The 22,583-nt window shown below is 72.1% G+C and carries 19 protein-coding genes; 8 read left to right on the top strand and 11 right to left on the bottom strand.

Features of this window, described 5'->3' with window-relative positions:
- Window positions 1-42: 42 nt before the first annotated feature.
- Window positions 43-1,425 carry a glycine--tRNA ligase gene (locus ACFVIM_RS17550; protein WP_384302038.1) on the bottom strand — a complete coding sequence of 461 codons (1,383 nt, stop codon included), beginning with the start codon at window positions 1,423-1,425 and terminating at the stop codon, window positions 43-45.
- 216 nt (window positions 1,426-1,641) lie between these two features.
- Here ACFVIM_RS17550 and ACFVIM_RS17545 point away from each other — a divergent pair, with 216 nt between their 5' ends.
- The 4 genes from ACFVIM_RS17545 to ACFVIM_RS17530 all read left to right on the top strand — a co-directional run bounded on the left by ACFVIM_RS17545 (window position 1,642) and on the right by ACFVIM_RS17530 (window position 4,993).
- On the top strand, window positions 1,642-2,802 hold the full coding sequence (locus ACFVIM_RS17545; RefSeq protein ID WP_384302036.1) for a metal ABC transporter substrate-binding protein: 1,161 nt from the start codon (window positions 1,642-1,644) through the stop codon (window positions 2,800-2,802).
- Window positions 2,802-3,590 carry a metal ABC transporter ATP-binding protein gene (locus ACFVIM_RS17540; protein ID WP_384302034.1) on the top strand — a complete coding sequence of 263 codons (789 nt, stop codon included), beginning with the start codon at window positions 2,802-2,804 and terminating at the stop codon, window positions 3,588-3,590. Before ACFVIM_RS17545 ends, ACFVIM_RS17540 begins: the two co-directional genes overlap by 1 nt.
- A gap of 2 nt (window positions 3,591-3,592) precedes the next feature.
- Window positions 3,593-4,504 carry a metal ABC transporter permease gene (locus tag ACFVIM_RS17535; protein WP_384302032.1) on the top strand — a complete coding sequence of 304 codons (912 nt, stop codon included), beginning with the start codon at window positions 3,593-3,595 and terminating at the stop codon, window positions 4,502-4,504.
- Window positions 4,505-4,567: 63 nt separating this feature from the next.
- Window positions 4,568-4,993 (top strand): Fur family transcriptional regulator, encoded by a 426-nt coding sequence (locus ACFVIM_RS17530; protein WP_384302030.1) that lies wholly within the window; start codon window positions 4,568-4,570, stop codon window positions 4,991-4,993.
- Window positions 4,994-5,106: 113 nt separating this feature from the next.
- Here the strand turns inward: ACFVIM_RS17530 and ACFVIM_RS17525 are convergent, their stop codons facing one another.
- Together ACFVIM_RS17525 and recO are read right to left on the bottom strand one after the other, a co-directional pair.
- Window positions 5,107-5,913 carry an isoprenyl transferase gene (locus tag ACFVIM_RS17525; RefSeq protein WP_384302028.1) on the bottom strand — a complete coding sequence of 269 codons (807 nt, stop codon included), beginning with the start codon at window positions 5,911-5,913 and terminating at the stop codon, window positions 5,107-5,109.
- Window positions 5,914-5,999: 86 nt separating this feature from the next.
- Window positions 6,000-6,746 carry a DNA repair protein RecO gene (gene recO / locus ACFVIM_RS17520; RefSeq protein WP_384302026.1) on the bottom strand — a complete coding sequence of 249 codons (747 nt, stop codon included), beginning with the start codon at window positions 6,744-6,746 and terminating at the stop codon, window positions 6,000-6,002.
- A gap of 173 nt (window positions 6,747-6,919) precedes the next feature.
- Between recO and ACFVIM_RS17515 the strand changes: the two genes are divergently transcribed.
- Entirely contained in the window at window positions 6,920-7,297 is a 378-nt protein-coding gene (locus tag ACFVIM_RS17515; protein WP_384302024.1) for a hypothetical protein, read from the top strand.
- A 6-nt stretch (window positions 7,298-7,303) separates the two neighbouring features.
- Here ACFVIM_RS17515 and ACFVIM_RS17510 read toward each other — a convergent pair whose 3' ends face one another.
- From ACFVIM_RS17510 to ACFVIM_RS17500, 3 genes are all read right to left on the bottom strand, one after another.
- Window positions 7,304-7,999 (bottom strand): response regulator, encoded by a 696-nt coding sequence (locus ACFVIM_RS17510; protein ID WP_384302022.1) that lies wholly within the window; start codon window positions 7,997-7,999, stop codon window positions 7,304-7,306.
- Between the two features lie 91 nt (window positions 8,000-8,090).
- On the bottom strand, window positions 8,091-9,308 hold the full coding sequence (locus tag ACFVIM_RS17505; protein WP_384302020.1) for a sensor histidine kinase: 1,218 nt from the start codon (window positions 9,306-9,308) through the stop codon (window positions 8,091-8,093).
- A 331-nt stretch (window positions 9,309-9,639) separates the two neighbouring features.
- Window positions 9,640-11,751, bottom strand: a complete 2,112-nt coding sequence (locus tag ACFVIM_RS17500; RefSeq protein WP_384302018.1) for an MMPL family transporter — start codon at window positions 11,749-11,751, stop codon at window positions 9,640-9,642.
- Between the two features lie 1,384 nt (window positions 11,752-13,135).
- On the opposite strand from ACFVIM_RS17500, the gene ACFVIM_RS17495 reads away from it, so the two are divergent.
- The gene (locus ACFVIM_RS17495) at window positions 13,136-13,993 is read left to right on the top strand and encodes a S1 family peptidase (RefSeq protein WP_384302016.1); all 858 of its coding nucleotides are present in this window, start codon (window positions 13,136-13,138) and stop codon (window positions 13,991-13,993) included.
- A 124-nt stretch (window positions 13,994-14,117) separates the two neighbouring features.
- On the opposite strand, the gene ACFVIM_RS17490 is transcribed toward ACFVIM_RS17495, so the two are convergent.
- The gene (locus ACFVIM_RS17490; protein ID WP_384302014.1) at window positions 14,118-14,813 is read right to left on the bottom strand and encodes a TerB family tellurite resistance protein; all 696 of its coding nucleotides are present in this window, start codon (window positions 14,811-14,813) and stop codon (window positions 14,118-14,120) included.
- Window positions 14,814-15,016: 203 nt separating this feature from the next.
- Complete coding sequence (leuA, locus tag ACFVIM_RS17485) at window positions 15,017-16,777, bottom strand: 2-isopropylmalate synthase (protein WP_384302012.1); 1,761 nt, start codon at window positions 16,775-16,777, stop codon at window positions 15,017-15,019.
- Window positions 16,778-17,111: 334 nt separating this feature from the next.
- On the opposite strand from leuA, the gene ACFVIM_RS17480 reads away from it, so the two are divergent.
- Both ACFVIM_RS17480 and ACFVIM_RS17475 read left to right on the top strand, forming a co-directional pair.
- Window positions 17,112-18,182, top strand: coding sequence for a M4 family metallopeptidase (locus ACFVIM_RS17480; protein ID WP_384302010.1), 1,071 nt, complete (start codon window positions 17,112-17,114; stop codon window positions 18,180-18,182).
- A 286-nt stretch (window positions 18,183-18,468) separates the two neighbouring features.
- Window positions 18,469-18,735 (top strand): protealysin inhibitor emfourin, encoded by a 267-nt coding sequence (locus ACFVIM_RS17475; protein WP_384302008.1) that lies wholly within the window; start codon window positions 18,469-18,471, stop codon window positions 18,733-18,735.
- Window positions 18,736-18,906: 171 nt separating this feature from the next.
- Here the strand turns inward: ACFVIM_RS17475 and era are convergent, their stop codons facing one another.
- From era to ACFVIM_RS17460, 3 genes are all read right to left on the bottom strand, one after another.
- Complete coding sequence (era, locus tag ACFVIM_RS17470) at window positions 18,907-19,860, bottom strand: GTPase Era (protein ID WP_384302006.1); 954 nt, start codon at window positions 19,858-19,860, stop codon at window positions 18,907-18,909.
- An 81-nt stretch (window positions 19,861-19,941) separates the two neighbouring features.
- Entirely contained in the window at window positions 19,942-20,895 is a 954-nt protein-coding gene (locus tag ACFVIM_RS17465) for a WxL protein peptidoglycan domain-containing protein (protein ID WP_384302004.1), read from the bottom strand.
- Between the two features lie 80 nt (window positions 20,896-20,975).
- On the bottom strand, window positions 20,976-22,346 hold the full coding sequence (locus ACFVIM_RS17460; protein WP_384302002.1) for a beta-xylosidase: 1,371 nt from the start codon (window positions 22,344-22,346) through the stop codon (window positions 20,976-20,978).
- Window positions 22,347-22,583: the final 237 nt, after the last annotated feature.

Below are 22,583 nucleotides of genomic sequence, written 5' to 3'. Positions count from 1 at the left end.
GCGTCTGGGCGCCCGGGGCGGACCCTCACCCGGGCGACGGGGTCAGCAGCCGATCAGCTTGGCGCCGAGGTACTGCTGGATCTGGTCCAGGGAGACCCGCTCCTGGGCCATCGAGTCACGCTCGCGCACGGTGACCGCGTTGTCGTCGAGGGTGTCGAAGTCGACGGTGACGCAGAACGGCGTGCCGATCTCGTCCTGGCGGCGGTAGCGGCGGCCGATGGCGCCCGCGTCGTCGAACTCGATGTTCCAGTGCTGGCGCAGATCGGCGGCCAGGCCCTTGGCCTTGGGCGAGAGCTGCGGGTTGCGGGAGAGCGGCAGGACCGCGACCTTCACCGGCGCCAGGCGCGGGTCCAGACGCATCACGGCGCGCTTCTCCATGACGCCCTTGGCGTTGGGCGCCTCGTCCTCGCTGTAGGAGTCGAGGAGGAAGGCCAGCATGGTGCGGCCGACACCGGCGGCGGGCTCGATGACATACGGGGTCCAGCGCTCGCCCGCCTCCTGGTCGAAGTAGGAGAGGTCGTGGCCGGAGGCCTTGGAGTGGGCGCCCAGGTCGTAGTCGGTGCGGTTGGCGACGCCCTCCAGCTCGCCCCACTCACTGCCGCCGAACTGGAAGCGGTACTCGATGTCGGCGGTGCGCTTGGAGTAGTGGGAGAGCTTCTCCTGCGGGTGCTCGTACCACCGCATGTTCTCCTCGCGCAGGCCGAGACCGGTGTACCAGTTCCAGCGCTGCTCCATCCAGTACTCCTGCCACTGCTCGTCCTCGCCCGGCTTGACGAAGAACTCCATCTCCATCTGCTCGAACTCGCGGGTGCGGAAGATGAAGTTGCCGGGCGTGATCTCGTTGCGGAAGGACTTGCCCATCTGCGCGATGCCGAAGGGCGGCTTCTTGCGCGAGGTCTGCTGGACCTGGCCGAAGTTGGTGAAGATGCCCTGGGCGGTCTCGGGGCGCAGATAGGCGACCGAGCCGGAGTCCTGGGTGGGGCCGAGGTGGGTGGAGAGCAGGCCGGAGAACTGCTTGGGGTCGGTGAAGGTGCCCTTGTTGCCGCAGTTGGGGCAGTTGATGTCGGCCAGACCGTGCTCGGGGGTGCGGCCGTGCTTGGCCTCGTACGCCTCTTCCAGGTGGTCGGCGCGGTAGCGCTTGTGGCAGGAGGTGCACTCGGTCAGCGGGTCGGAGAAGGTGGCGACGTGGCCGGACGCCTCCCAGACCTCGGGGGCCAGGATCACCGACGAGTCGAGTCCGACGACGTCCTCGCGCGCGGTGACCATGTAGCGCCACCACTGGCGCTTGATGTTCTCCTTCAGCTCGACGCCGAGCGGTCCGTAGTCCCAGGCGGCGCGCTGTCCGCCGTAGATCTCACTACAGGGGTACACGAAGCCACGGCGCTTGCTGAGGCTGACGATGGTGTCGATCTTGTCGGCGGCCACGGTGCTCTCTTCATAGATGACGACTGGTGAACGACGGTCGATGACGACTTACTTACGAACCGCGAATACGGACCTCCCCCGCGCTCGGGGTGCCGATCGGTCCAGGTTACCGGCGCGCGTACCCTCCGGATCAAATCGATGGGGACGGTCCGGGCCGAGCCGGGCTATCGAACAGATTATTGACAATCGTTTCCACTTTTGTTGAAAATGACTGTCATGAACGTACGCCGCCCCATCCGCACCACGGTCCTCGCCGCGGGCCTCGCCCTCGGCCTCGCGGCCACCGCGGCCTGCTCCTCCTCCGACGCCTCCGAGGGCACCACGGACGACGGCAGGCTGAGGGTGACGGCGTCCTTCTATCCGCTCCAGTTCCTGGCGGAGCGCGTCGGCGGGGACCGGGTCGAGGTCACCACCCTGACCAAGCCGGGCGTCGAACCCCATGACCTGGAGCTCACCCCGCGCCAGACCGCGCGGCTGGGCGAGGCGGGGTACGTGCTGTATCTGAAGGGGCTCCAGCCCGCCGTGGACAAGGTGATCGCGCAGGCGGACGTCCCGCACAAGATCGACGCGGCGACCCTGACGACGGCGGCGGACCACACCCCGGCCGCGACCGGTGCGACCGGTACGACCGACTCCGGCGGGCACAAGGCCCACGGCGAGAGCGACCACGACCACGGCGGCACGGACGGTCACGACCACAGCTCCGGTGACAGCCACGCCCCGGGCGACGGCCATGACCACGGCACCGAACCCGCCCAGCCCACCGGACCGGCCAAGGACGACGGCAAGAGCACCGAGAAGAGCCCTGAGAAGGGCCCCGACGGCGATCACGGCCACTCCCATGAGCACGAGTCCGGCACCGACCCCCACATCTGGCTCGACCCGGTGCAGTACGCCGAGGCCGCCCGGGGCGTCGGCGAGACCCTCGCCAAGGCCGACCCCGACCACGCCGCCACCTACCGCGCCAACGCCACCGCCCTGGTCACCGAGTTGAACGCACTCCACGCCCGGTACCAGGAGGGCCTGAAGAACACCACCACCAAGACCTTCATCACCACCCACACCGCCTTCGGCCACCTCGCCGAGCGCTACGGCCTCGACCAGGAGGGCATCACGGGCATCGCGCCGGGCTCCGAGCCCAGCCCCGCCCGGATCAAGGAGCTGCACTCCATCGCCGCGAAGGACAAGGTGACCACCGTCTTCTTCGAGACCCTCGCCAGCGACCGCACCGCGAAGACACTGGCCCAGGACGCCGGACTGAAGACGGACGTCCTCGATCCGCTCGAAGGGATCACCGAGAAGTCCCGGGGCGCGGACTACCTCCAGGTGATGGACGCCAACCTGACCGCGCTCCAGAAGGCGCTGGGAAGCCGCTGATGCCCGCGACATCCGTCATATCCCCCGACCGCGAACCGGTCATCTCGCTGCGCGGAGCCCGCGCCTCCCTGGGCTCCCGGCCCGTGCTGCGCGGGGTCGACCTCCAGGTGTACGAGGGCGAGGTCGTCGCCCTGCTCGGCGCCAACGGCTCCGGCAAGTCCACCGCCGTACGCTCCGTGATCGGCCGGGTGCCCCTCACCGAGGGCACGGTCGAGCTCTTCGGCACCGAGCTGCGCCGCTTCCGCGCCTGGTCCCGTGTCGGGTACGTGCCCCAGCGCACCACCGCGGCCAGCGGGGTCCCGGCGACCGTGCGCGAGGTCGTCACCTCGGGACGGCTCTCCCGTACCCGGCTGGGACGGCTGGGCAAGGCCGACCGCGCCGCCGTCGACCGGGCCATCGCCCTGGTGGGCCTGGCCGACCGGGCCCAGGACTCGGTGAGCGCGCTCTCCGGCGGCCAGCACCAGCGGGTGCTGATCGCGCGGGCGCTGGCCGCCGAACCCCGGCTGCTGATCATGGACGAGCCGATGGCGGGCGTCGATCTGGCCAGCCAGGAGGTGCTCGCCACCACCCTGCGTGACCAGGTGGCGGCCGGGACGACAGTGCTGCTCGTCCTCCATGAGCTGGGACCCCTGGAACCGCTGATCGACCGCGCGGTCGTCCTCCGGGACGGCTGTGTGGTGCATGACGGGCCGCCGCCGAAGGCTGTCGGCCAGCACGCGCTGCCCGGCCATGACCACGTCCACCCCCACGCGGCCGACGAGCCGCTCCACACCGGACTGCTGAGCTGACCATGGAAATCCTCGAGACCGCCTTCATGCAGCGCGCGCTGCTCGCGGCCCTGCTGGTCGGGCTCACCGCCCCCGCGATCGGTGTCTACCTCGTCCAGCGCCGCCAGGCGCTGATGGGCGACGGCATCGGCCATGTCGCGATGACCGGTGTGGGCCTCGGCTTCCTGCTCTCCACCAGCCCGCTGTGGACGGCGGCGCTGGTCTCCGTGCTCGGCGCGGTGCTGATGGAGCTGATCAGGACGTACGGGAAGGCACGCGGCGACATCGCGCTCGCCATGCTCTTCTACGGCGGCATGGCGGGCGGCGTCCTGCTGATCAACGTCTCCGACACCGGCTCCACCGCCGACCTCGGCTCCTATCTCTTCGGCTCCCTCTCCACCGTCTCCGACGCCGATCTGACCGCCATCGCGGTCCTGGCCGCCTTCGTCCTGCTGGTCTCGGTGGGGCTGCGGCGCCAGCTCTTCGCCGTCAGCCAGGACGAGGAGTTCGCCCGGGTCACCGGGCTGCCGGTGCGGGCGCTCAACCTCCTGATCGCGGTCACCGCCGCCGTGACCGTCTCGGTCGCCATGCGGGTGGTGGGCCTGCTGCTGGTCAGCGCGCTGATGGTGGTGCCCGTGGTGGCGGCGCAGCAGCTCACCCGCTCGTTCAAGGCGACCTTCGCGCTCGCGGTCGGCATCGGGGTGAGCGTGGCGCTGGCGGGCACGACGACCTCGTACTACCAGGACGTGCCCCCGGGCGCGACGATCGTCCTCCTCGCGATCGGCGTCTTCGTCCTCCTGACGGCGCTCGCGGGCCCCCTGGCCCGGCGCCGCGCCCGGGCCGGCGTACGGGAAGGAGCCGGGGCGGACACCGCGCCCGAGTGCACCGCCGAGCTGCCCCTCACGCGCCGCCCGGCGGAGGACGTCAGGCTCTGAACGCCGAGCCTGGCAGAATTGGCCTCGAACGCGTTTTTCCTGAGTCGAGGCGAGGAGGCACCCGTGGTGACGGCGCCCAGCGGCGGTAACACCGCTCCCGTACGAGGCCGGTCGACGCGGCAGCGCGCCGCGGTGGCCGCGGCGCTCGACGAGGTGGACGAGTTCCGCAGCGCGCAGGAGCTGCACGACCTGCTGAAGCACCAAGGCGCCTCGGTCGGTCTGACGACGGTCTACCGCACCCTCCAGTCCCTCGCCGACGCCGGAGAGGTCGACGTGCTGCGCACCAGCGACGGCGAGTCGGTCTACCGGCGCTGCTCGACCGATGACCACCACCACCATCTGGTCTGCCGTATGTGCGGCAAGGCGGTGGAGGTGGAGGGCCCGGCGGTGGAGACCTGGGCGGAGTCGGTCGCCGCCCAGCACGGCTTCGTGAACGTGGCCCACACGGTGGAGATCTTCGGCACCTGCGCGGAGTGCGCCGCCTCCTGACCCGCGGACCCCGCCTCTCCGCGAGGCGGCGCGGCGCACGCCCCTACGCACCGCGCCAGAAGCCCGGGTCCCACGACCCGGGCTCCGCTGTCGGTCCCCAGACCTGGTGGTTCCTAGACCTGGTTGGGGATGGCGCCACCGAACCGGCGGTCGCGCTTGGCGTACTCCAGGCAGGCCCGCCACAGATCCCGGCGGTCGAAGTCCGGCCAGAGCACGTCCTGGAAGACCATCTCCGCGTAGCTGCTCTGCCAGATCAGGAAGTTCGACGTCCGCTGCTCCCCGCTGGGCCGCAGGAAGAGGTCGACGTCCGGCATATCGGGGTAGTAGAGGTACTTCTGGAAGGTCTTCTCATTGACCTTCCCCGGATCCAGCAGCCCGGCGGCCACATCGCGGGCGATCCGCTGCGCCGCGTCCGCGACCTCCGCCCGGCCCCCGTAGTTCACACAGAAGTACAGGGTCATCGCGTCGTTCCGCTGGGTCTGCTCCTGGGCGATCTGAAGCTCCTGGACGACCGACTTCCACATCTTGGGCATCCGGCCGACCCAGCGGATCCGGATCCCCAGCTCGTCCATCTCGTCCCGGCGCCGCCGGATGACATCGCGGTTGAAGTTCATCAGGAAGCGGACCTCGTCGGGCGAACGCTTCCAGTTCTCGGTGGAGAAGGCGTAGAGGGAGAGGTTCTTGACGCCCATCTCCAGGCAGCCCTTGAGGACGTCGAGCACGACGGCCTCACCGACCTTGTGCCCTTCGGTGCGCGGCAGACCGCGCTCCTTGGCCCATCGGCCGTTGCCGTCCATGACGCATGCCACATGGCGGGGAACGAGCTCCTGGGGAATCCGGGGGGGTGTCGCACCGGAGGGGTGGGGCTCGGGGGTCTTGTACTCACGGCGGTTCCGGCTCAGGATTCCGCGTCGTACCATGCGGCTCACAACTCCTCTTTCGTACTACTTCGCACTACCCAGTGCTACTCAGTGCTGATCAGTGCTGCTTCGCTACTTCTCGGCGCCTACTTCTCGACGTATCGGAGCGAGCGCAGACCGCGCTCCAGGTGCCAGTGCAGATAGGCGGAGACCAGCCCGCTGCCCTCGCGCACATACCGGGGCTCACATCCGTCGGCCGTGGGCCAGTCGCCCGTCAGCAGGGCGCTGAGCAGGCCGATCGCCTCGGGTGAGGGGACGACGCTCCCGGGGACCCGGCAGTCGCCGCATATGACGCCGCCGGCGGCCACGGAGAAGAAGCGGTTGGGGCCGCTCAGGCCGCAGCGGGCGCAGTCGTCGAAGCTCGGCGCGTAGCCGTTGACCGCGAGGGAGCGCAGCAGGAAGGCGTCGAGGATCAGATGGGGCGCGTGCTCCCCGGACGCCAGCGACCGCAGCCCGCCCACCAGGAGGAGATACTGCTGGACGGCGGGCTCGCCCTCGTGGTCGGTGAAGCGTTCGGCGGTCTCCAGCATCGCGGTGCCCGCCGTGTACCGGGCGTAGTCGCTGACGATCCCGCCGCCGTAGGGCGCGATGGTCTCGCTCTGGGTGCACAGCGGCAGCCCGCGCCCGATCAGCTCGCTCCCGCGCGCGAAGAACTGCACATCGACATGGGAGAAGGGCTCCAGCCGCGCCCCGAACTTCGACTTCGTCCGCCGCACGCCCCGCGCGACCGCGCGCACCCGTCCGTGACCACGGGTGAGCAGCGTGATGATGCGGTCCGCCTCGCCCAGCTTCTGGGTGCGCAGCACGACGCCGTCGTCACGGAACAAGCTCATGGCCTCATTGTCCCGTACGTACGAGGAGGCTCCGCACACCAGCACGCCCACCCGGCGCGCGCGTGGCGGGCCGGGCGCGGCGTCGCTTCCAGGGCATGCGACGGCGCGCCATGGAGGAGCCCGGAACGGCGGTACCGTACGGGGCCATCGCGCCCGCACCGCCGGAGGAGTCCGTGAGCGCACCGCCCGAGAACCCGTACGGACCGCTGGTCCCCCTGCCCGAGCTGACCCCGGAGGGCCTGCGCACGGCCGTGGCGCGCATCGCTCCCGGCCAGGTTCCGGCGCTCACCCAGCACCTGTTCGAGGCGGCGACCAACGCCCAGCGGATCGGGAGCCTGGCTCCTCTGCGGACGTTCGTCCACGCGTGGGCGGTCTTCGTCGCCGTCCAGCGGCACCCGGAGCGCGCGGCTCGTCCGCGGGCGCTGGAAGACCTGGTAACGGCGGGCGAGAAAGACCCTGGTGAGGCCATCGCCGAGATCATCCGGATCCGCGCGACGGCCGAGCGGGAGACCGGGCTGTGCGGAGTGAGGGTCCCTCGTGCTGTGGAGTGAGGGTCCCTAGCTCTGCGGATGGGTCCCCGGGACGATCAGGCCCGACTCATAGGCGATGATCACCAGCTGGGCGCGGTCGCGGACGCGGAGCTTGCCCATCATCCGGCTGACGTGGGTCTTCGCCGTCAGGGGTGACAGTCCGAGGGAGTCGGCGATCTCGGTGTTGTTGAGGCCGCGCGCCACCAGGGTGAGCACCTGGCGCTCGCGTTCGGTGAGGCCGGACGGGCCGAAGGCGTCGGGCAGCTCCGGGGTCTGGGGGGTGCTGAGCACCCGGGCGATCAGACGGGCGGTGGGGCCCGGCGAGAGCAGGGACTCGCCCGAGGCGACCGTGCGGATCGCGTCCAGGAGTTCGGCGGGGCGGATGTCCTTCACCAGGAACCCGGACGCGCCCGCGCGCAGCGCCGCGATGACGTCCTCGTCGGTGTCGTAGGTCGTGAGCGCGAGCACCCGGACGCCCGAGAGCGCCGGGTCGGCGGCGATACGGCGGGTGGCCTCCACCCCGTCGAGGACGGGCATCCGCAGATCCATGACGACGACATGGGGATCGGTGGCGCGGGCGAGGTCGATGGCCTCGGCCCCGTCGGCGGCCTGACCGGTGACCCGCATGTCCGGGGCGGACTCGACGAGCATGGCGAAGGAGGCGCGGACGAGGAGCTGGTCGTCCGCGAGGAGGACCCTGATGGGGGTGTCGGTCGGCGACATGCGGCTCAGCGTAGGCGAGCGGGGGTGACGGCCGGGCCGCAAGGGGCGGACCGGGTGGGGCCGTTGGGCCCGCGCCGCCCTGGTCCACACGTCACGGGGAAGCCTCCTCCCGGGGTGTCCGCGCCGGAAGCACCGCCGCCACGGTGAAGCCGCCCGCGTCGCGCGGGCCCGCCGTGACCGTGCCGCCGACGCTGCGGGCGCGCTCGCGCATACCGAGGAGGCCGTAGCCGGAGCCGGTGACGCCCGTGGGGGTGCCGCTGTCGTCGTTGGTGACGGTCACATGGAGGGCCGGGCCCTCCCGTATGACGTCGACGGTGATCCGGGTGCCGTGGCCGCCGTGGCGGACGGCGTTGGTGAGCGCCTCCTGGACGATGCGGTAGGTCGCGGCGGTCACGGCCGGGGGCAGCGGCTCCGCTCCGGGGCGCAGGGTCAGGGTGCCGTGGGCGGTGCGGACCAGTTCGGGGAGGGCGGCGAGGTCCGGCAGCGGGCCGTCCTCCGAAGCGTCCGTGCGCAGCACGGACAGGGTGGTGCGCAGTTCTCCGCGTGCCGTGCGGCAGGTCTCGGCGATCTCGTCGAGCGCGGCGGCGACGGCGGCCCGGTCGAGCTTGTCCGGGTCGACGGTCAGGATGTGGGAGGCGACCGCCGTGCGCACGCCGATCAGGGTGATGGAGTGGGCCAGCAGATCGTGGAGGTCGCGGGCGATGCGCAGCCGTTCCTCGGCGACCCGGCGGCCCGCCTCCTCCTCACGGGTGCGTTCGGCGTGTTCGGCGCGGGCCACGACGGAGGCGATGTAGCGGCGGTAGATGCGGACGTCGACGCCGATGAAGAGGACCATCAGGATCCAGCCGGAGACCCGCAGCAGCTGGAGTCCCTGGTCGGGGTCGCCCCCGATCATGATCGACAGCACCAGGACGACGACACCACAGCCGACGAGGACGGTGTGCCGGGGGCGCGAGGTGGCGGCCACGGTGTAGAGGGCGAGCAGGGTCGGGGGGATCGGCCCGGTGTGGGTGTAGTCCATCGCGTGGTACGGGAGGGTGCACAGGATCACGGCCGCCAGCACCAGGAGGGGGCGGGAGCGGCGCCAGGGCAGCACGGCGCACGCGGCGAACAGCAGCGGCCAGCCGATCGCGTCGGGGGCGCGGCCGTTGCCGGAGCAGTGGGCGATGAGCACGGAGAGGGCCGCCACCAGGACGGCGCCGACGGTGTCGTTGCGCAGCCGGTGCGGAGCGGTGAGCGGATCGCGGCTGACGGCGGTCAGGACGCGCTCGCCCAGTCGGGGCCGGGTGGGGGGCGGTGTGGTCTCCATGCCGTGATCCTGCCGGGAACGGGCTCCCGCCGGGTGGCGGTCGGCGGCACCGGGCGCGGCGACGGCGGGAGCGGTCGGTACGGGAGCGGGCTGATCGGGTCGGTACGGAAGCGGTCGTACGGGAGCGGTCGGTACGGGAGCGAGGCTGATCGGGTCGGTACGGGACCAGTCAGCGCAGGTGCCGGACTGGCCCCGCCCGCACGGAAACGGCCCGTACCGAAGCGGGCGCGGCGACCGGTTGGCGTGGGAGCGGGGACCACCCCTCTCGCACGGAGGTTGCGAGAGGGGTGGTGCGGCACCGCGCGCGGGGGGGGTGCGGCGGCGCCGGTCATCAGGCGCGCGACGGTTCCCGCTCCGAGGGCGCGCGGCCGGTGTCGGGGTCGAGGGCGGTGGCGGAGTCACCAGGGGGGCCCTCACCGCTCCCGCGCCGGAAGAGCGCTCCCGGCCACCACATCCAGCGGCCCAGCAGCAGGCTCGCCGAGGTCACCAGGTAGGTCCGCACCAGGAAGGTGTCGAGCAGCACCCCCACCGCCACCACGAAGCCCAGTTCCATCAGCGGCACCAGCGGCAGGGCCATCAGCACGGCGAAGGTGGCCGCCAGGACGACGCCCGCCGAGGCGATCACCCCTCCGGTGGTGCGCAGGGCGGTGAGGGCGGCGGTGGCGGGGTCGGCCCCGGCGAGGGCCTCCTCGCGCATCCGGTGCATCAGGAAGATGCCGTAGTCGACGCCCAGGGCGACGAGGAAGACGAAGGAGAAGAGCGCGAGTGTCGAGTCGGTGCCCTGGAAGCCGAAGAGCGGTTCGAAGACCAGTCCGCCGATGCCCATGGTCGCCGCCCAGACGGCGACCATGGCGACCGTCAGCGCGACCGCGGCGACGACGCTGCGCAGCAGGGCCATGAGGATCAGCAGGACGGCGCCGAGGACGAGCGGGATGACGACCTTGCGGTCGGAGGAGTTGGTGTTCTCCAGGTCGAGTTGCTGGGCGCTGGGGCCGCCGACGTAGGAGCCGTCGAGGTCGGCGCGGAGCTTCTCGATGGTGGCGGTCTCGGCCGCCGACTCGGGGGTGTCCCTGGGGAAGACGAGGACCTCGGTCCAGCCGTCGGCGGAGCGTCCTCGTTCGGCGGACGCGACGCCCTGGGTGGCGCGCGCGGTCGTCAGCGTCTTCTCGGCGCGTTCGGTGGGGGTGGCGATGAGCACGGGCTGGCTGGAGCGTTCCGGGAAGGCGTCCGCGAGGGTCAGGGAGGCGGACACCGACTCCGGGCGCTTCGAGAAGGAGTCCTCCTGCTTGAGCGCCCCGGGGGCCTTGAGGGCGCCCAGCGAGAGCGCCCCGAGCGCGATCACCCCGCACAGCAGGACGGCGACCGGGCGGCGTGCGGCGGAGCTGCCCATCCGGGAGAAGACCGAGGGGCGCTTGGTGGACTCGCTTCCGTACACGGGGATCAGCGGCCAGAAGATGCGGCGGCCGAACAGCACCAGCAGCGCGGGCAGCAGCGTCATCATGGCGGCGAGCGCGACGACCACCCCGACCGCGCCGACGGGTCCGAGTCCGCGCGCGCTGTTGAGGTCGGCGGCGAGCAGACAGAGCAGTCCGGCGGCCACGGTGCCGCAGGAGGCGAGGATCGCGGGTCCGCAGCCGCGCAGCCCGGCGGCCATCGCCGTGTACGGGGACTCGTGGCGGCGCAGTTCCTCCCGGTAGCGCGCGACCAGGAGCAGCGCGTAGTCGGTGCCCGCGCCGAAGACGAGCACCGTCATCACGCCCGCGCTCTGGCTGGTGACGGTGAGGTCGAAGCCCTGGACGAGGCCGTAGACCACCGCGCGGGTGGCGAGGGCGGCGACACCGACGACGAGCAGGGGCAGCAGCCACAGGAGCGGGCTGCGGTAGGTGACGACCAGGAGCACGGCGACGACGGCGACGGTCGCGATCATCAGGGTGCCGTCGATGGTCTCGAAGACGGCCTCCATGTCGCTCTGGACGGCACTGGGGCCGCCGACCTCGACCGTCAGTCCGCCGCCGCCCTCGACCCGCTCCCGGATGTCCTCGACGAAGGCGGTCCTGGCCTCGTCATCGGCGGGGACGGTGGTGGAGAGCGGCACCATCAGGGTCGTGCCGTCCTGGGAGGGGACCGCGCGGGGGGCGGGGGTGAGCTGGTGGGCGGTGGCGATGGCGTCGGTCTGCCGGGTGACGGCGGCCCGGTCGGCGGCGGTGAGCCCGCTCTCGCGTGCGTAGACGAGGACGACCTCGGTGCTCTCGCCGCCGGGGAGCCGCTGCTCGATGGTGGCGGCCTGGGTGGAGTCGGCGCTCGCGGGGAGGTAGTCGACGACGTTGTCCCGCTGGACGTCGCCGAGCTTGCCCGCGAAGGGCACGGACAGGGCGATGGCGACGGCCCAGAAGAGCAGAACGGTCCAGGGAACGGCGCGCGTTCGCCGACTGACGGAACCCATGGGTGCTTCCCTCCGTGGTGTGTGTGGGACCAGCGTTCCGCGCCGGGGGCGCGCGTTCGTCGGGCCCGGGACGGAGATCGGGGGTACCTCGCCGGGACTCCGGAGGGCGCGATTACTCCCCCGGGAGTAGTCGGTGAAGGGTTTCAGACACCCAGAACAGCAGGACGAATCGCGCGTACCGCCCGGAGCGTCCCGGCGAGCGGAGGCGGACAGTCGACTTCCGCGCTCACATCTGCCGCCGTGACACAGGCTTTCCGGCCCGCGTGGCCCGACCCCGCCCTCACCCGGGGAGCTTTGCGGCGCACTCCCCGGTCCCGGCGTAGCGGAATCCCCTCCACCGCTCTCGCCGGGTTCCCGGGAGAACCTCTGGAGATCTCCTGGAGGATGGATCCACGCGTACGGTACGTCCGTTGTGAGCGGCGGTTAAAGCGATAAGAAACCGCCGGTTGTGCGCCCGGGGGCGCGCCACGGACCGGGCCGCGCCCCGCTTTTGCCCGGAACCTGGCCGAAACCACGGGCCCCACGGGCGGCCGATCCCACAAGTCCGGCTGTCTCACTTCCGCCCCAGCGGCGAACGGCGGGCCCGAGGGCCATGATCCGGCCACGCGCCAGCGGCACATGCCAGACGCGCGTAGAGCGTCCGAAAGGCGAACTTGTCGCTGTGCCGGGCGAGCCGCAGGATCCCTATCACGTGCTCTGACAGGCTCATGACTGCCCACGTCATGGGGGTTGTCAGGGCGCGGACCGTTGAACGGCCGGCCGGTAGAACGGCTGACGGGCGGAGTGAGCCGGTGGACCCCATGGCTCGATCGTCCGGCGGGTGGATCGACCGGATCGACCGAAGGGCGGGATGGCTGGGTGGCTGGATGTCCGGGGAATGAGGAGGTCCGCGGACCGGAGGGACAGTGGCGTGAAGACCGGGGGTCACCAGGTCGGACGACCGGGTGATCCGATGGCCGAACGACCGCCTGTCCCCCGGTGGACGGGCCCTCCGCTGAACCGGCGGTCCGCCGGCACGCCCCGGCGGTCGCGGGGTCGATCCTGACCCGGCACCGCCCGCGACACCCGCCACACCACCGGGGCGCCACCGGACCGGGCAGCCAGCCCGGCGGTCGCGCGTCAAACGTTTCACTCGTACGCCGACGCATGTCGAAACGTTTCACCGCACCAAGCGCACCGGCTCACCCCGGCCCGGCCGAACACCCGGGAGCGCCGCCACGGGCGGCTCACTCCGCTCCCGTACATACGGCCGGGCCCGCACAGGTACAGCGCCACACGCACCACCGCACCTCACGTACAGCGCACCATGCGCGGCGCCGCACGCGCGGCACCGCTCCCCGGCCCGTCCACCGCACGGGTCAAGGATTTCTCCGGGAGGACATACGTGAAGATCAAGCGCCTTTTGGCAGGGCAGGCGAAGCTCGTGGCCGTCGCGGCCAGCCTGGCGACCGCGGCCGTGGTCGCGGCCCCGACCGCGTCCGCCGCATCGACCCCCACCGCCACCCAGCTCTCCAAGGCGAGCAGCGCCGTCCTGAAGGCCGATGTCGGCGGTACCGCCTGGTACACCGACGCGGCGCGGGGCAAGGTCGTCGTGCAGGCCGACTCCACGGTGACGGCCGCGGAGATCGCGCAGATCAAGAGAGACGGCGGCGCGTCCGTCGAGATCAAGCGGACCGCGGGCAAGTTCAAGCCGATGATCGCGGGCGGCGAGGCCATCTACGGCGGCGGCTCACGCTGTTCGCTCGGCTTCAACGTCAGCAACGGGCGGGCGAACTACGCCCTCACCGCCGGGCACTGCACCAACCTCGGCTCCCCGTGGAGCATCGGACCGGTCGCGGCCTCCAGCTTCGCGGTGAACGACTTCGGTGTCCTCTACCACAACAACCAGGCCGCGGCCGACGGCCGGGTCTACCTCTACAACGGCACCTACCGTGACATCACCGGCCAGGGCGCGCCCTTCGTGGGCCAGCGCATCGAGCGCAGCGGCTCCACGACCGGCTACCGGACCGGTTCGGTGCTCAGCACCAACGCGACGGTGAACTACGGCGGCGGGCTGGTCGTGTACGACACCATCCAGACCAACGCCTGCGCCCAGCCGGGCGACAGCGGCGGCCCGCTCTTCGCGGGCAACGCGGCCCTCGGTCTGCTCTCCGGCGGCAGCGGCAACTGCTCCGTCGGCGGCATCACCTTCTACCAGAAGTCGGCCGAGCCGAACAGCATCTACGGGCTCTACTACCTGTAGGCACCACCGCTCCACCCGCACACCCCACAGCCGGTGGGCCCCCGGGCCCACCGGCTCCTCCTTGTCCGCCGGTGTCCGCCCCGGCATCCGCTCCAGGGCCGCTCACGCAGGAGTGCGGGCGATCTCAGGGAGAGGGCGTACGGGCGGTGGACAGCAGCCGGGCGGTGTCCTCGGGCGGCAGCCGCAGCGCCGTGCCCACCGTCACCAGCACCTCGCGCTCGGCCGCGCTGTAGGGCCCGTCCGCCAGCGCGATCCGCGCACCCTGGAGCAGGATCGACTCCCGCCCCGCCGCCGCCAGATGCGGCGCCAGCGGCTCCAGGGCCTCGTGCAGCTCGATGGCGAGCGCCGCGCCGTAGGGCCCGGTGTCCGTCACGAAGCGTCCGGTGTCCGCCGCCAGGGCCTCGATCAGGGCCGTGAGCTGGTCCTCCGTACAGTCGTGCAGTCCGGCGGCGCGGACGGTGGCGACGGCGGTCTCCCGGACCGTACGGGAGGAGGTGCCCCCGGAGGCGAGGACCGCGAGGGCCACGGTATGGACGGCGTCGCGGAGCATCGCGGAGAAACGGGCGGTCGTCGGATGGTCCAGGGCGTCCATGCCGAAGTGGGTCTGGCACATGGCGCATTCGATGACGGGCCCGGCCACACCGCGCGGCATCAGCGGAACGCCCAGCAGGGTGAAGCGGCGGCGGCCCGTGCGCCGCCGGTAGTTGCGGTCGCCTCCGCACTCGGGGCAGAAGAAATCTCCATCCCCTACGGTGTTCCATGAGGTGTGCACGCCGCAGATCAGCAGCTTTCGGCCAAACGATCCACGGTCCGCCCGCACCTCGCACCTCCGTAACGCTCCGGCAACGTCGCCGCGTTGACGTGATGTTAGCCACAGGTGAGCCAGGGCGTCAGCACCCCCGGCCGAGGTAGGGCGGTACATGGCCGATTCCCCGCCCCGTCCCGCGGGCCCGGAGAACGCCGTGGCCCCGGCCCGTCCACCAGGGACGGACCGGGGCCACGCGGGTCGGAAGGAGACCCGGATCAGCGAGCCGCGCGGTTGACGGCCGAGACGACCGCCTTCAGCGACGCCCGGGTCGTGTTGGCGTCGATACCGATGCCCCACAGCACCTTGCCGTCGATGGCGCACTCGATGTAGGACGCGGCCTGCGCGGACGCCCCCTCGCTCATGGTGTGCTCGGTGTAGTCGAGCAGCCGGACGTCAACCCCCACGGCGTTGAGCGCCGCGAAGAAGGCCGAGATCGGACCGTTCCCCTCGCCCGCCAGCACGGTCTCGGCACCGTCGACGACCGCCTCGACGGAGAGCCGGTCCAGTCCGTCGCTCTGGCTCGTGGTCTGTCCGGAACGCAGTTGGATCCGGCCCCACGGGTTCTCCGGATTCGGCAGATACTCGTCCCGGAACACGGACCAGATGTCCGCCGGGGTGACCTCGCCGCCCTCGCTGTCGGTCTTGGCCTGGATGATCCGGGAGAACTCGATCTGCATCCGGCGCGGCAGGTCCAGCTTGTGGTCGTTCTTCAGCACATAGGCGATACCGCCCTTGCCGGACTGCGAGTTGACCCGGATGACCGCCTCGTAGGAGCGGCCCACGTCCTTGGGGTCGATCGGCAGATAGGGCACGGCCCACTCGATCTCGTCGACCGTCTTCCCGGCGGCCTCCGCGTCGGCGGCCATCGCGTCGAAGCCCTTCTTGATGGCGTCCTGGTGGGAGCCGGAGAAGGCGGTGTAGACGAGGTCGCCCGCGTAGGGGTGGCGCGGGTGGATCTCCATCTGGTTGCAGTACTCGCTGGTACGACGGATCTCGTCGATCTGCGAGAAGTCGATCTGCGGGTCGACGCCCTGGGAGAAGAGGTTCATGCCCAGCGTCACCAGGTCGACGTTGCCGGTGCGCTCACCCTGCCCGAACAGACAGCCCTCGATCCGGTCGGCGCCCGCCATGACCGCCAGCTCGGCGGCGGCGACGGCGGTGCCCCGGTCGTTGTGGGGGTGGACGGAGAGGCAGACGTACTCCCGGCGGGAGAGGTGGCGGCTCATCCACTCGAACCGGTCCGCGTGGGTGGAGGGGGTGGAGCGCTCCACGGTGGCGGGCAGGTTCAGGATGATCTCCCGCCCCTCCTCCGGCTGCCAGACGTCCATGACGCCCTCGCAGACCTCCAGCGCGAAGTCCAGCTCGGTGTCGGTGAAGATCTCGGGGCTGTACTGGTAGCCGAAGACGGTCTCGGGCCCCAGCAGCTTCTCCGCGTACTCCATCACCAGCCGGGTGCCGTCCACGGCGATCTGCCGGACCTGGTCCCTGCTGCCCCGGAAGACGACCCGGCGGAAGACGGGCGCGGTGGCGTTGTACAGGTGCACGGTGGCCCGGTGGGCGCCGCGCAGGGATTCCACGGTCCGCTCGATCAGTTCCTCGCGGGCCTGGGTGAGGACGGAGATCGTCACGTCCTCGGGGATCGCGCCGTCCTCGATGATCGAGCGGACGAACGCGAAGTCGGTCTCACCGGAGGAGGGGAAGCCGACCTCGATCTCCTTGTAGCCCATCCGGACCAGCAGATCGAACATCTCGCGCTTGCGGGCGGGCGACATCGGGTCGATCAGCGCCTGGTTGCCGTCGCGCAGATCGGTGGAGAGCCAGCGGGGGGCCTTGGTGATCCGGTTCTGCGGCCAGGTGCGGTCGGGCAGGTCGACGGCCTCGTACGGGCCGTACTTGTGAATCGCCATCCCGGACGGGCCCTGGGTGTGGGTCGCGTTGGTGATCGGGGTGGGGCGTCCTACGGACGGATGCGTCATGACGCGGGGCTCCTCGGATCCAGATGGAGGACGGCCGACGGTTCGAGCAGCACCGGATCCCGCGGGGAGGGAGTCGGCCTACGACTACAGGCCCTCACCGCGGCGGCTAAGGAGAAGCAGCCCGAAACGCATGATGCGAGGCAGCTTAACCGAGCCATCCGCGCCCGGCGGTCCCGTATCACTATGCGGACCCCTCGATCGCCATCCCGGCGGCCACCCCGTGCGCCACCCCCACCACACCCGGCACGGGAGCAGGTCGGACGATGTCACTCGAAATCGCTCATCCTGGTTGCGAGTAGTGACAGAACAGTGACTCGCTGCCACATTTCCGAGTATGGCTCTCATCCACCCCACCTTCTGCACCATCGTCCCGCCCCACGTCCTCGACAAGCTCGCCCGCGCCGGTGACCCCGTCGTCGCCGACCCCGCCCGCAGCACCCTCCAGCAGGACGCGGCGCTGCGCACCCAGCGGCGGCTCAACACGGTCGCCGGGCTGCTCGCCGCCGCCCCGGCCCCGGCTCCGGCCCCGGCCCCCACCGGACGGCCGCACCGGACCATCCACGACTGCGAGCACACCAAGAACCTGCCCGGCCGCAAGGTGCGCTCCGAAGGCGAGGCGCCGGGCCGGGACGCCACCGTCAACCGGGTGTACGCGGGCCTCGGCGCCACCTTCGAGCTGCTGCTCTCCTCGTACGGCCGGGACTCCCTCGACGGCGCCGGACTGCCGCTGGTCGCCAGCGTCCACTACAGCCGCAAGTACGCGAACGCCTTCTGGGACGGCGAGCAGATGGTCTTCGGCGACGGTGACGGCGAGATCTTCCTCGACTTCTCGATCCCGGTCGACGTCATCGCCCACGAGCTGGCGCACGGCCTCACCCAGTACACCGCCAACCTGGACTACTTCGCCCAGTCCGGCGCGCTCAACGAGTCCGTCTCCGACGTCTTCGGCTCGCTGGTGAAGCAGTACACCCTGGACCAGACCGCCGACCAGGCCGACTGGCTGATCGGCGCGGGACTGCTGGCGCCCCGGGTCACCGGGGTCGCGCTGCGCTCCCTGAAGGAGCCGGGCACCGCCTACGACGACGATGTCCTCGGCAAGGACCCCCAGCCGGGCTCGATGGACGACTACGTCCACACCGGCCGGGACAACGGCGGTGTCCACATCAACTCCGGCATCCCCAACCGCGCCTTCTACCTGCTCGCCACCGAGCTCGGCGGCAAGTCGTGGGAGCGCGCCGGACAGATCTGGTACGACACCCTGACCGGCGGCGAACTCGACCCCGACGCCCAGTTCGCCGACTTCGCCCGGCTGACGGTGGCCGCCGCGCACACCCGCTACGGGGAGGGCGCCGAGCGCCAGGCGGTCCAGAAGGCATGGGCCCAGGTCGGGGTCCCCTCCGACTGACGCGGGCTGGCCGGGGCGGGACCCACGGGAACGTCAGCCCCCGCCCGCCCCCCGGTTTCGCCACGGCCGGGCGGCACCAGGGCGTGTCTGGTGGATCTTGCTGGGCTCGCGTGCCCTGGCACCACGCCTCGCCGCGTTGTCGTCAGTCGCCAATGGCCCCCTGTGCCCTTCGGGCACGGGAGGTACCCCCACCGCAGTGACTCCCTCCTCCGCCTTGCGATCCACGGCACCAGACCCCGCTCCCTGACCCAGCCTGATCCACCAGACACGCCCTAGAACGGAACCCATGCGCATCCAGGTACGACGCACCGGCGGCTTCGCCGGGATCGAACGGTTCGCCGAGGTGGAGACCTCGGCGCGGTCCGACACGGACACATGGCGGGAACTCGCCGAGCGGGCTCTGGCGGAGGGGAGGGAGACACGGCCGGTGGGCGTGCCGGACGGGTTCGCCTACGAGATCACCGTGGACGGGCGGACGGTGTACTGCGCCGACCCCCGGCTGACCGCGTCCCAGAGCGAACTGATCACCCGGGTGTGGAAGGACGGCGCCTGAGGGGAGGCGGACGAGCCGCCCGGCGCCCGGGCGGCGCCCGCGCGGGCGGCCCGGCACACCACGGGCGCCCCGGACCGGTCGGGAACCCGGGCGCCACGGGCGGAGCGGGCGGCGGCCCGGCCAGGACGGGCCCGCCGGGTCAGCGGCCCGGGCACCATCGGACCGGCCGGCTCAGAAGCCCAGGCGCCGCAGCTGCTTGGGGTCCCGCTGCCAGTCCTTGGCGACCTTGACATGCAGATCCAGATAGACCGGCGTGCCCAGCAGGGCCTCGATCTGCTGCCGGGACTTGATGCCGACCTCCTTCAGGCGCTTGCCCTTGGGGCCGATGATGATCCCCTTCTGGCTGGGGCGCTCGATGAAGACATTGGCGTGGATGTCGAGCAGCGGCCGGTCGGCGGGGCGGTCCTCGCGCGGCAGCATCTCCTCCACGACGACGGCGATGGAGTGCGGCAGCTCGTCCCGGACGCCCTCCAGCGCGGCCTCGCGGATCAGCTCGGCCACCATGACCTGCTCCGGCTCGTCGGTGAGGTCGCCCTCCGGGTAGAGCGCGGGGCCCTCCGGCAGCAGCGGCACCAGCAGATCGGCCAGCAGGCCCACCTGCTGGTCGCCCACCACCGAGACGGGCACGATCTCGGCCCACTCGAAGCCGAGCTCCTCGCCGAGCCGGGCCACGGCGAGCAGCTGCTCGGCCAGGGTCTTGGAGTCCACCAGGTCGGTCTTGGTGATGATGGCGACCTTCGGGGTCTTCTTGATCCCCGCCAGTTCCTTGACGATGAAGCGGTCACCGGGGCCGAGCTTCTGGTCCGCGGGCAGACAGAAGCCGATGACGTCGACCTCGGCCCAGGTGGTGCGGACCACGTCGTTGAGCCGCTCGCCGAGCAGGGTGCGCGGCTTGTGCAGACCGGGGGTGTCGACCAGGATCAGCTGGGCCTCGGGCCGGTGGACGATGCCCCGCACGGTGTGCCGGGTGGTCTGTGGCCGGTTGGAGGTGATGGCCACCTTCTGGCCGACCAGAGCGTTCGTGAGGGTGGACTTGCCCGCGTTGGGGCGGCCGACGAAGCAGGCGAAGCCCGCCCGGTGCGGGGCGGGCTCGGCGGAGGGGGTGCGAACGCTCATGCCGCCCATTGTCGCCGATGTGGGGCGCCCCGGGGCACACGAGGGTCGCGAAGGTCCCTCCCGTACGCCCTCGGCTCTCGTCCGGGGCGCTCAGCGGGGGCGGTCCTGGCGGGTGCGCCGCCACAGCCACAGCGCTCCGACCAGGGCCGCGAGCAGGGCCAAGGGGAGCCAGGGCAGGGCGAGGAAGGGCACCCGAGCCGACTCGCGGACCTCCCGGGCGGTGGCCGTGAGCCGGATCTCACCCCGGTCGAGCTGCGGGGAGCCGGGCCACCGCGCGGTGAGCCGGATCCGCTGGCGCGGCAGCAGTTCGGCGGGGACACCGCTGAGGGTGCGGCGCAGCAGGGTGCGGCCGAAGAGCCCTTCGGCGGTGAGGGCGACCTCGGGGCTGAGGGTGACATTGCCCCGGTTGTGGAGGGTGTAGCCGATCAGGGCGCGGCTGGGCCGGGTGCCGGGCAGCAGCGGGCGGTCCTGGCGCAGGGTGACGTCCTCGATGGAGAGCCCGGGGACGGTGGGTCCCGCCACCCGGAGATAGACCCGGGCGCCGACGGCCCGCCGGACGCCGAGGGCGACCCGGCCGGGGGCTCCGGCGACATGTTCGTCCAGGGCGACCAGGGCGCCGGGGTGGTCTCCGGGGATCGCGGACGCCGGGACGGTGAGGGTGTACGGGATGGTCACGGACGCCCGCGCGGGCACGGTCACCCGCTCCCGGCCGGGCCGGGCCCAGGCGCCGACGCCCCGCTGGCGCTCCCCCGCCGACCGTACGGCGAAGCCGCCGTCCCGGGCGGTGTTGTAGGCGTCGGCCGCGTACAGCCGGAAGGCGCGGGGCGCGTTCGTCTTGTTGCTGATGACGACCCGGTCGGTGAGCGTGGTGCCGGGGGCGGCGGTGAGATAGAAGTACGGCCGCGCCGCGGCCCCCGACGCGACGGGGTAGACGGACCACTCGCCGTTGTCGGCGGCGCGGGCGGGGGTGAGCAGGGCGGCGAGGAGAACAAGAGGGAGGACGAGAGGGAGGACGAGAAGGGGGCGCGGGTGCGGCAGGGACATGGCTGCGGGCCCTCGGGAGTGGGGGTGGGCCGGGTCCGCCCGGCCCACCGGATGCCTCGGCGTGGGGATCTCCGGGTCGCTCAGGTCAGGGTCAGGGTCAGCACCCCCGCGTACGCGCCGGGCGCGCTGAAGGCCGGGACCCGCAGCGACAGCCCCGCGTCCACGGTGAACTCGCCGCCGGTGGTGGTGGCGTTCGGGGTGGAGGCCAGGGTGGCGCCCTCGGTGCCGACCGGGCCGCTGGAGCCCGCCACGCAGGTACTGGGGCTGCCCGGCCGGGTGGCGCACTCGGGGGTCCAGTGGAGCCGTCCGGCACCGATGGTGGCGCCGCCGGGGCCGGTGAAGTCGGTGACCTTGCCGGTGAGGGACCAGCCCGCGGGCCCGCCCCGGTAGTCCTTCACGGTCACGGTCCGCAGGCCGCCGGTGGCGGATCCCCCGGTGCCGTAGTCGACCGTGGAGAGCTGGACCGCGTCACCGGCCTGGGTCATCGACAGGGTGCCCGTCGTCACGTTCGCGGTGATCCGCTGGCTGCCCGGGGGCAGCGGGGTGCCGCCGTCGCCGACGGTGTACGGGACCGGGCCCGCGCCCTTCTCCGCCGTCCAGGCCGGGCCCTCATAGGCGACGATCCCGGTGGTGGCGGTGTCGTTGACCTTCAGCCGGGCGGTGAAGGCGCCCTCGGAGTCGGTGCTGAGGGTCATCCGGTCGGCGGTCTCGGCCGCGCCCGCCCGCCCGGCGACGGTGATGTCGGTGAGCGGGGTGAAGCCACCGCCGGTGACGGTGACCCGCTCCCCCGGCTTCCCGCTGGCGGCGGAGAGGCCCAGCTCGCGGGAGCCGCCGCCGGGCCCCTGGGTGGCGGTGAGGGTCACGGAGACGGGCGCGGGCGGGGTGGCCACCGCGCAGGGGGTGTCCAGTTCCATGACGAAGCTGGTGTGGATGTTGTAGTCACCCGGGGAGAGGGTGATCGTGCCGGGCGAGGTGACCGTGAAGGAGCCGGTCATGGAGAAGGGCGGGAAGGCCCCCTTCCCGGGGACGGGTGGGTTCTTCCTCGGCCCGGTCACGGCGACCGCGCCGCTCTGCGCGCCGCCGAGGGTGACCTTGCCGGTGGGGGTCATGATGTCTGCGGGCAGCGCCAGGTCGACGGGGTTGCCCGCGGCGGCCCGCGTCACCTCGTAGCCGACGGTGACCCGGTCGCCGACCTTCGGCGTGGTGGTGTCGACGGTGATCCGCGCGCCCGTGGTGCCGTTGATCGGCGGTACGCCGGAGATCGGCGGCGGCACACAGCGGGTCGCGAACTCGACCGGGTCACCGGCGCTGGTACGGGCGGTGGCGGGCGCGGCGAGCGCCACCGTGGCGGCGACGAGGGCGAAGGCGCCGAGGACCGCGGTCCAGCGGCGGCGCCGCACTGGTCTTCCGGAGCGCCTTCCGGCGGACGTTCGGGGGGCGGGGGACGCCATGGAGTGCCTCCTTGGGCGGGAGGGGCGGCGCGGGGGCCATTGAGCTGCGGCCCCCGGGAGAAGTCAAGGGAACCGGGCGCCACCGACTGATGGGCCATCAGATGATGGCGGAGTGGACCCGCGCGGCCCCCGGGACCCGGCGTACGGAGGCGGGGCGCGCGGCCCCCCGTACCGGACGCGCCGCGGGGTCGGCGGCGGGGCACGGGGGCGGCCGGGGGGCCGGGGCCGCCGGTGGAG

It is taken from the genome of Streptomyces sp. NPDC057638, assembly GCF_042800315.1.
In the GTDB taxonomy this organism is placed as follows: Bacteria; Actinomycetota; Actinomycetes; order Streptomycetales; family Streptomycetaceae; genus Streptomyces.
This window is presented reverse-complemented; position numbering and strand designations above follow the sequence as displayed.

Coding starts and splice junctions, on each gene's coding strand:
- ACFVIM_RS17545 (WP_384302036.1), top strand. CDS start 1,642: ATGAACGTACGCCGCCCCATCCGCACCACGGTCCTCGCCGCGGGCCTC.
- ACFVIM_RS17540 (WP_384302034.1), top strand. CDS start 2,802: ATGCCCGCGACATCCGTCATATCCCCCGACCGCGAACCGGTCATCTCG.
- ACFVIM_RS17535 (WP_384302032.1), top strand. CDS start 3,593: ATGGAAATCCTCGAGACCGCCTTCATGCAGCGCGCGCTGCTCGCGGCC.
- ACFVIM_RS17525 (WP_384302028.1), bottom strand. CDS start 5,913: ATGGTACGACGCGGAATCCTGAGCCGGAACCGCCGTGAGTACAAGACC.
- recO (WP_384302026.1), bottom strand. CDS start 6,746: ATGAGCTTGTTCCGTGACGACGGCGTCGTGCTGCGCACCCAGAAGCTG.
- ACFVIM_RS17510 (WP_384302022.1), bottom strand. CDS start 7,999: ATGTCGCCGACCGACACCCCCATCAGGGTCCTCCTCGCGGACGACCAG.
- ACFVIM_RS17505 (WP_384302020.1), bottom strand. CDS start 9,308: ATGGAGACCACACCGCCCCCCACCCGGCCCCGACTGGGCGAGCGCGTC.
- ACFVIM_RS17500 (WP_384302018.1), bottom strand. CDS start 11,751: ATGGGTTCCGTCAGTCGGCGAACGCGCGCCGTTCCCTGGACCGTTCTG.
- leuA (WP_384302012.1), bottom strand. CDS start 16,777: ATGACGCATCCGTCCGTAGGACGCCCCACCCCGATCACCAACGCGACC.
- ACFVIM_RS17480 (WP_384302010.1), top strand. CDS start 17,112: ATGGCTCTCATCCACCCCACCTTCTGCACCATCGTCCCGCCCCACGTC.
- ACFVIM_RS17475 (WP_384302008.1), top strand. CDS start 18,469: ATGCGCATCCAGGTACGACGCACCGGCGGCTTCGCCGGGATCGAACGG.
- era (WP_384302006.1), bottom strand. CDS start 19,860: ATGGGCGGCATGAGCGTTCGCACCCCCTCCGCCGAGCCCGCCCCGCAC.
- ACFVIM_RS17465 (WP_384302004.1), bottom strand. CDS start 20,895: ATGTCCCTGCCGCACCCGCGCCCCCTTCTCGTCCTCCCTCTCGTCCTC.
- ACFVIM_RS17460 (WP_384302002.1), bottom strand. CDS start 22,346: ATGGCGTCCCCCGCCCCCCGAACGTCCGCCGGAAGGCGCTCCGGAAGA.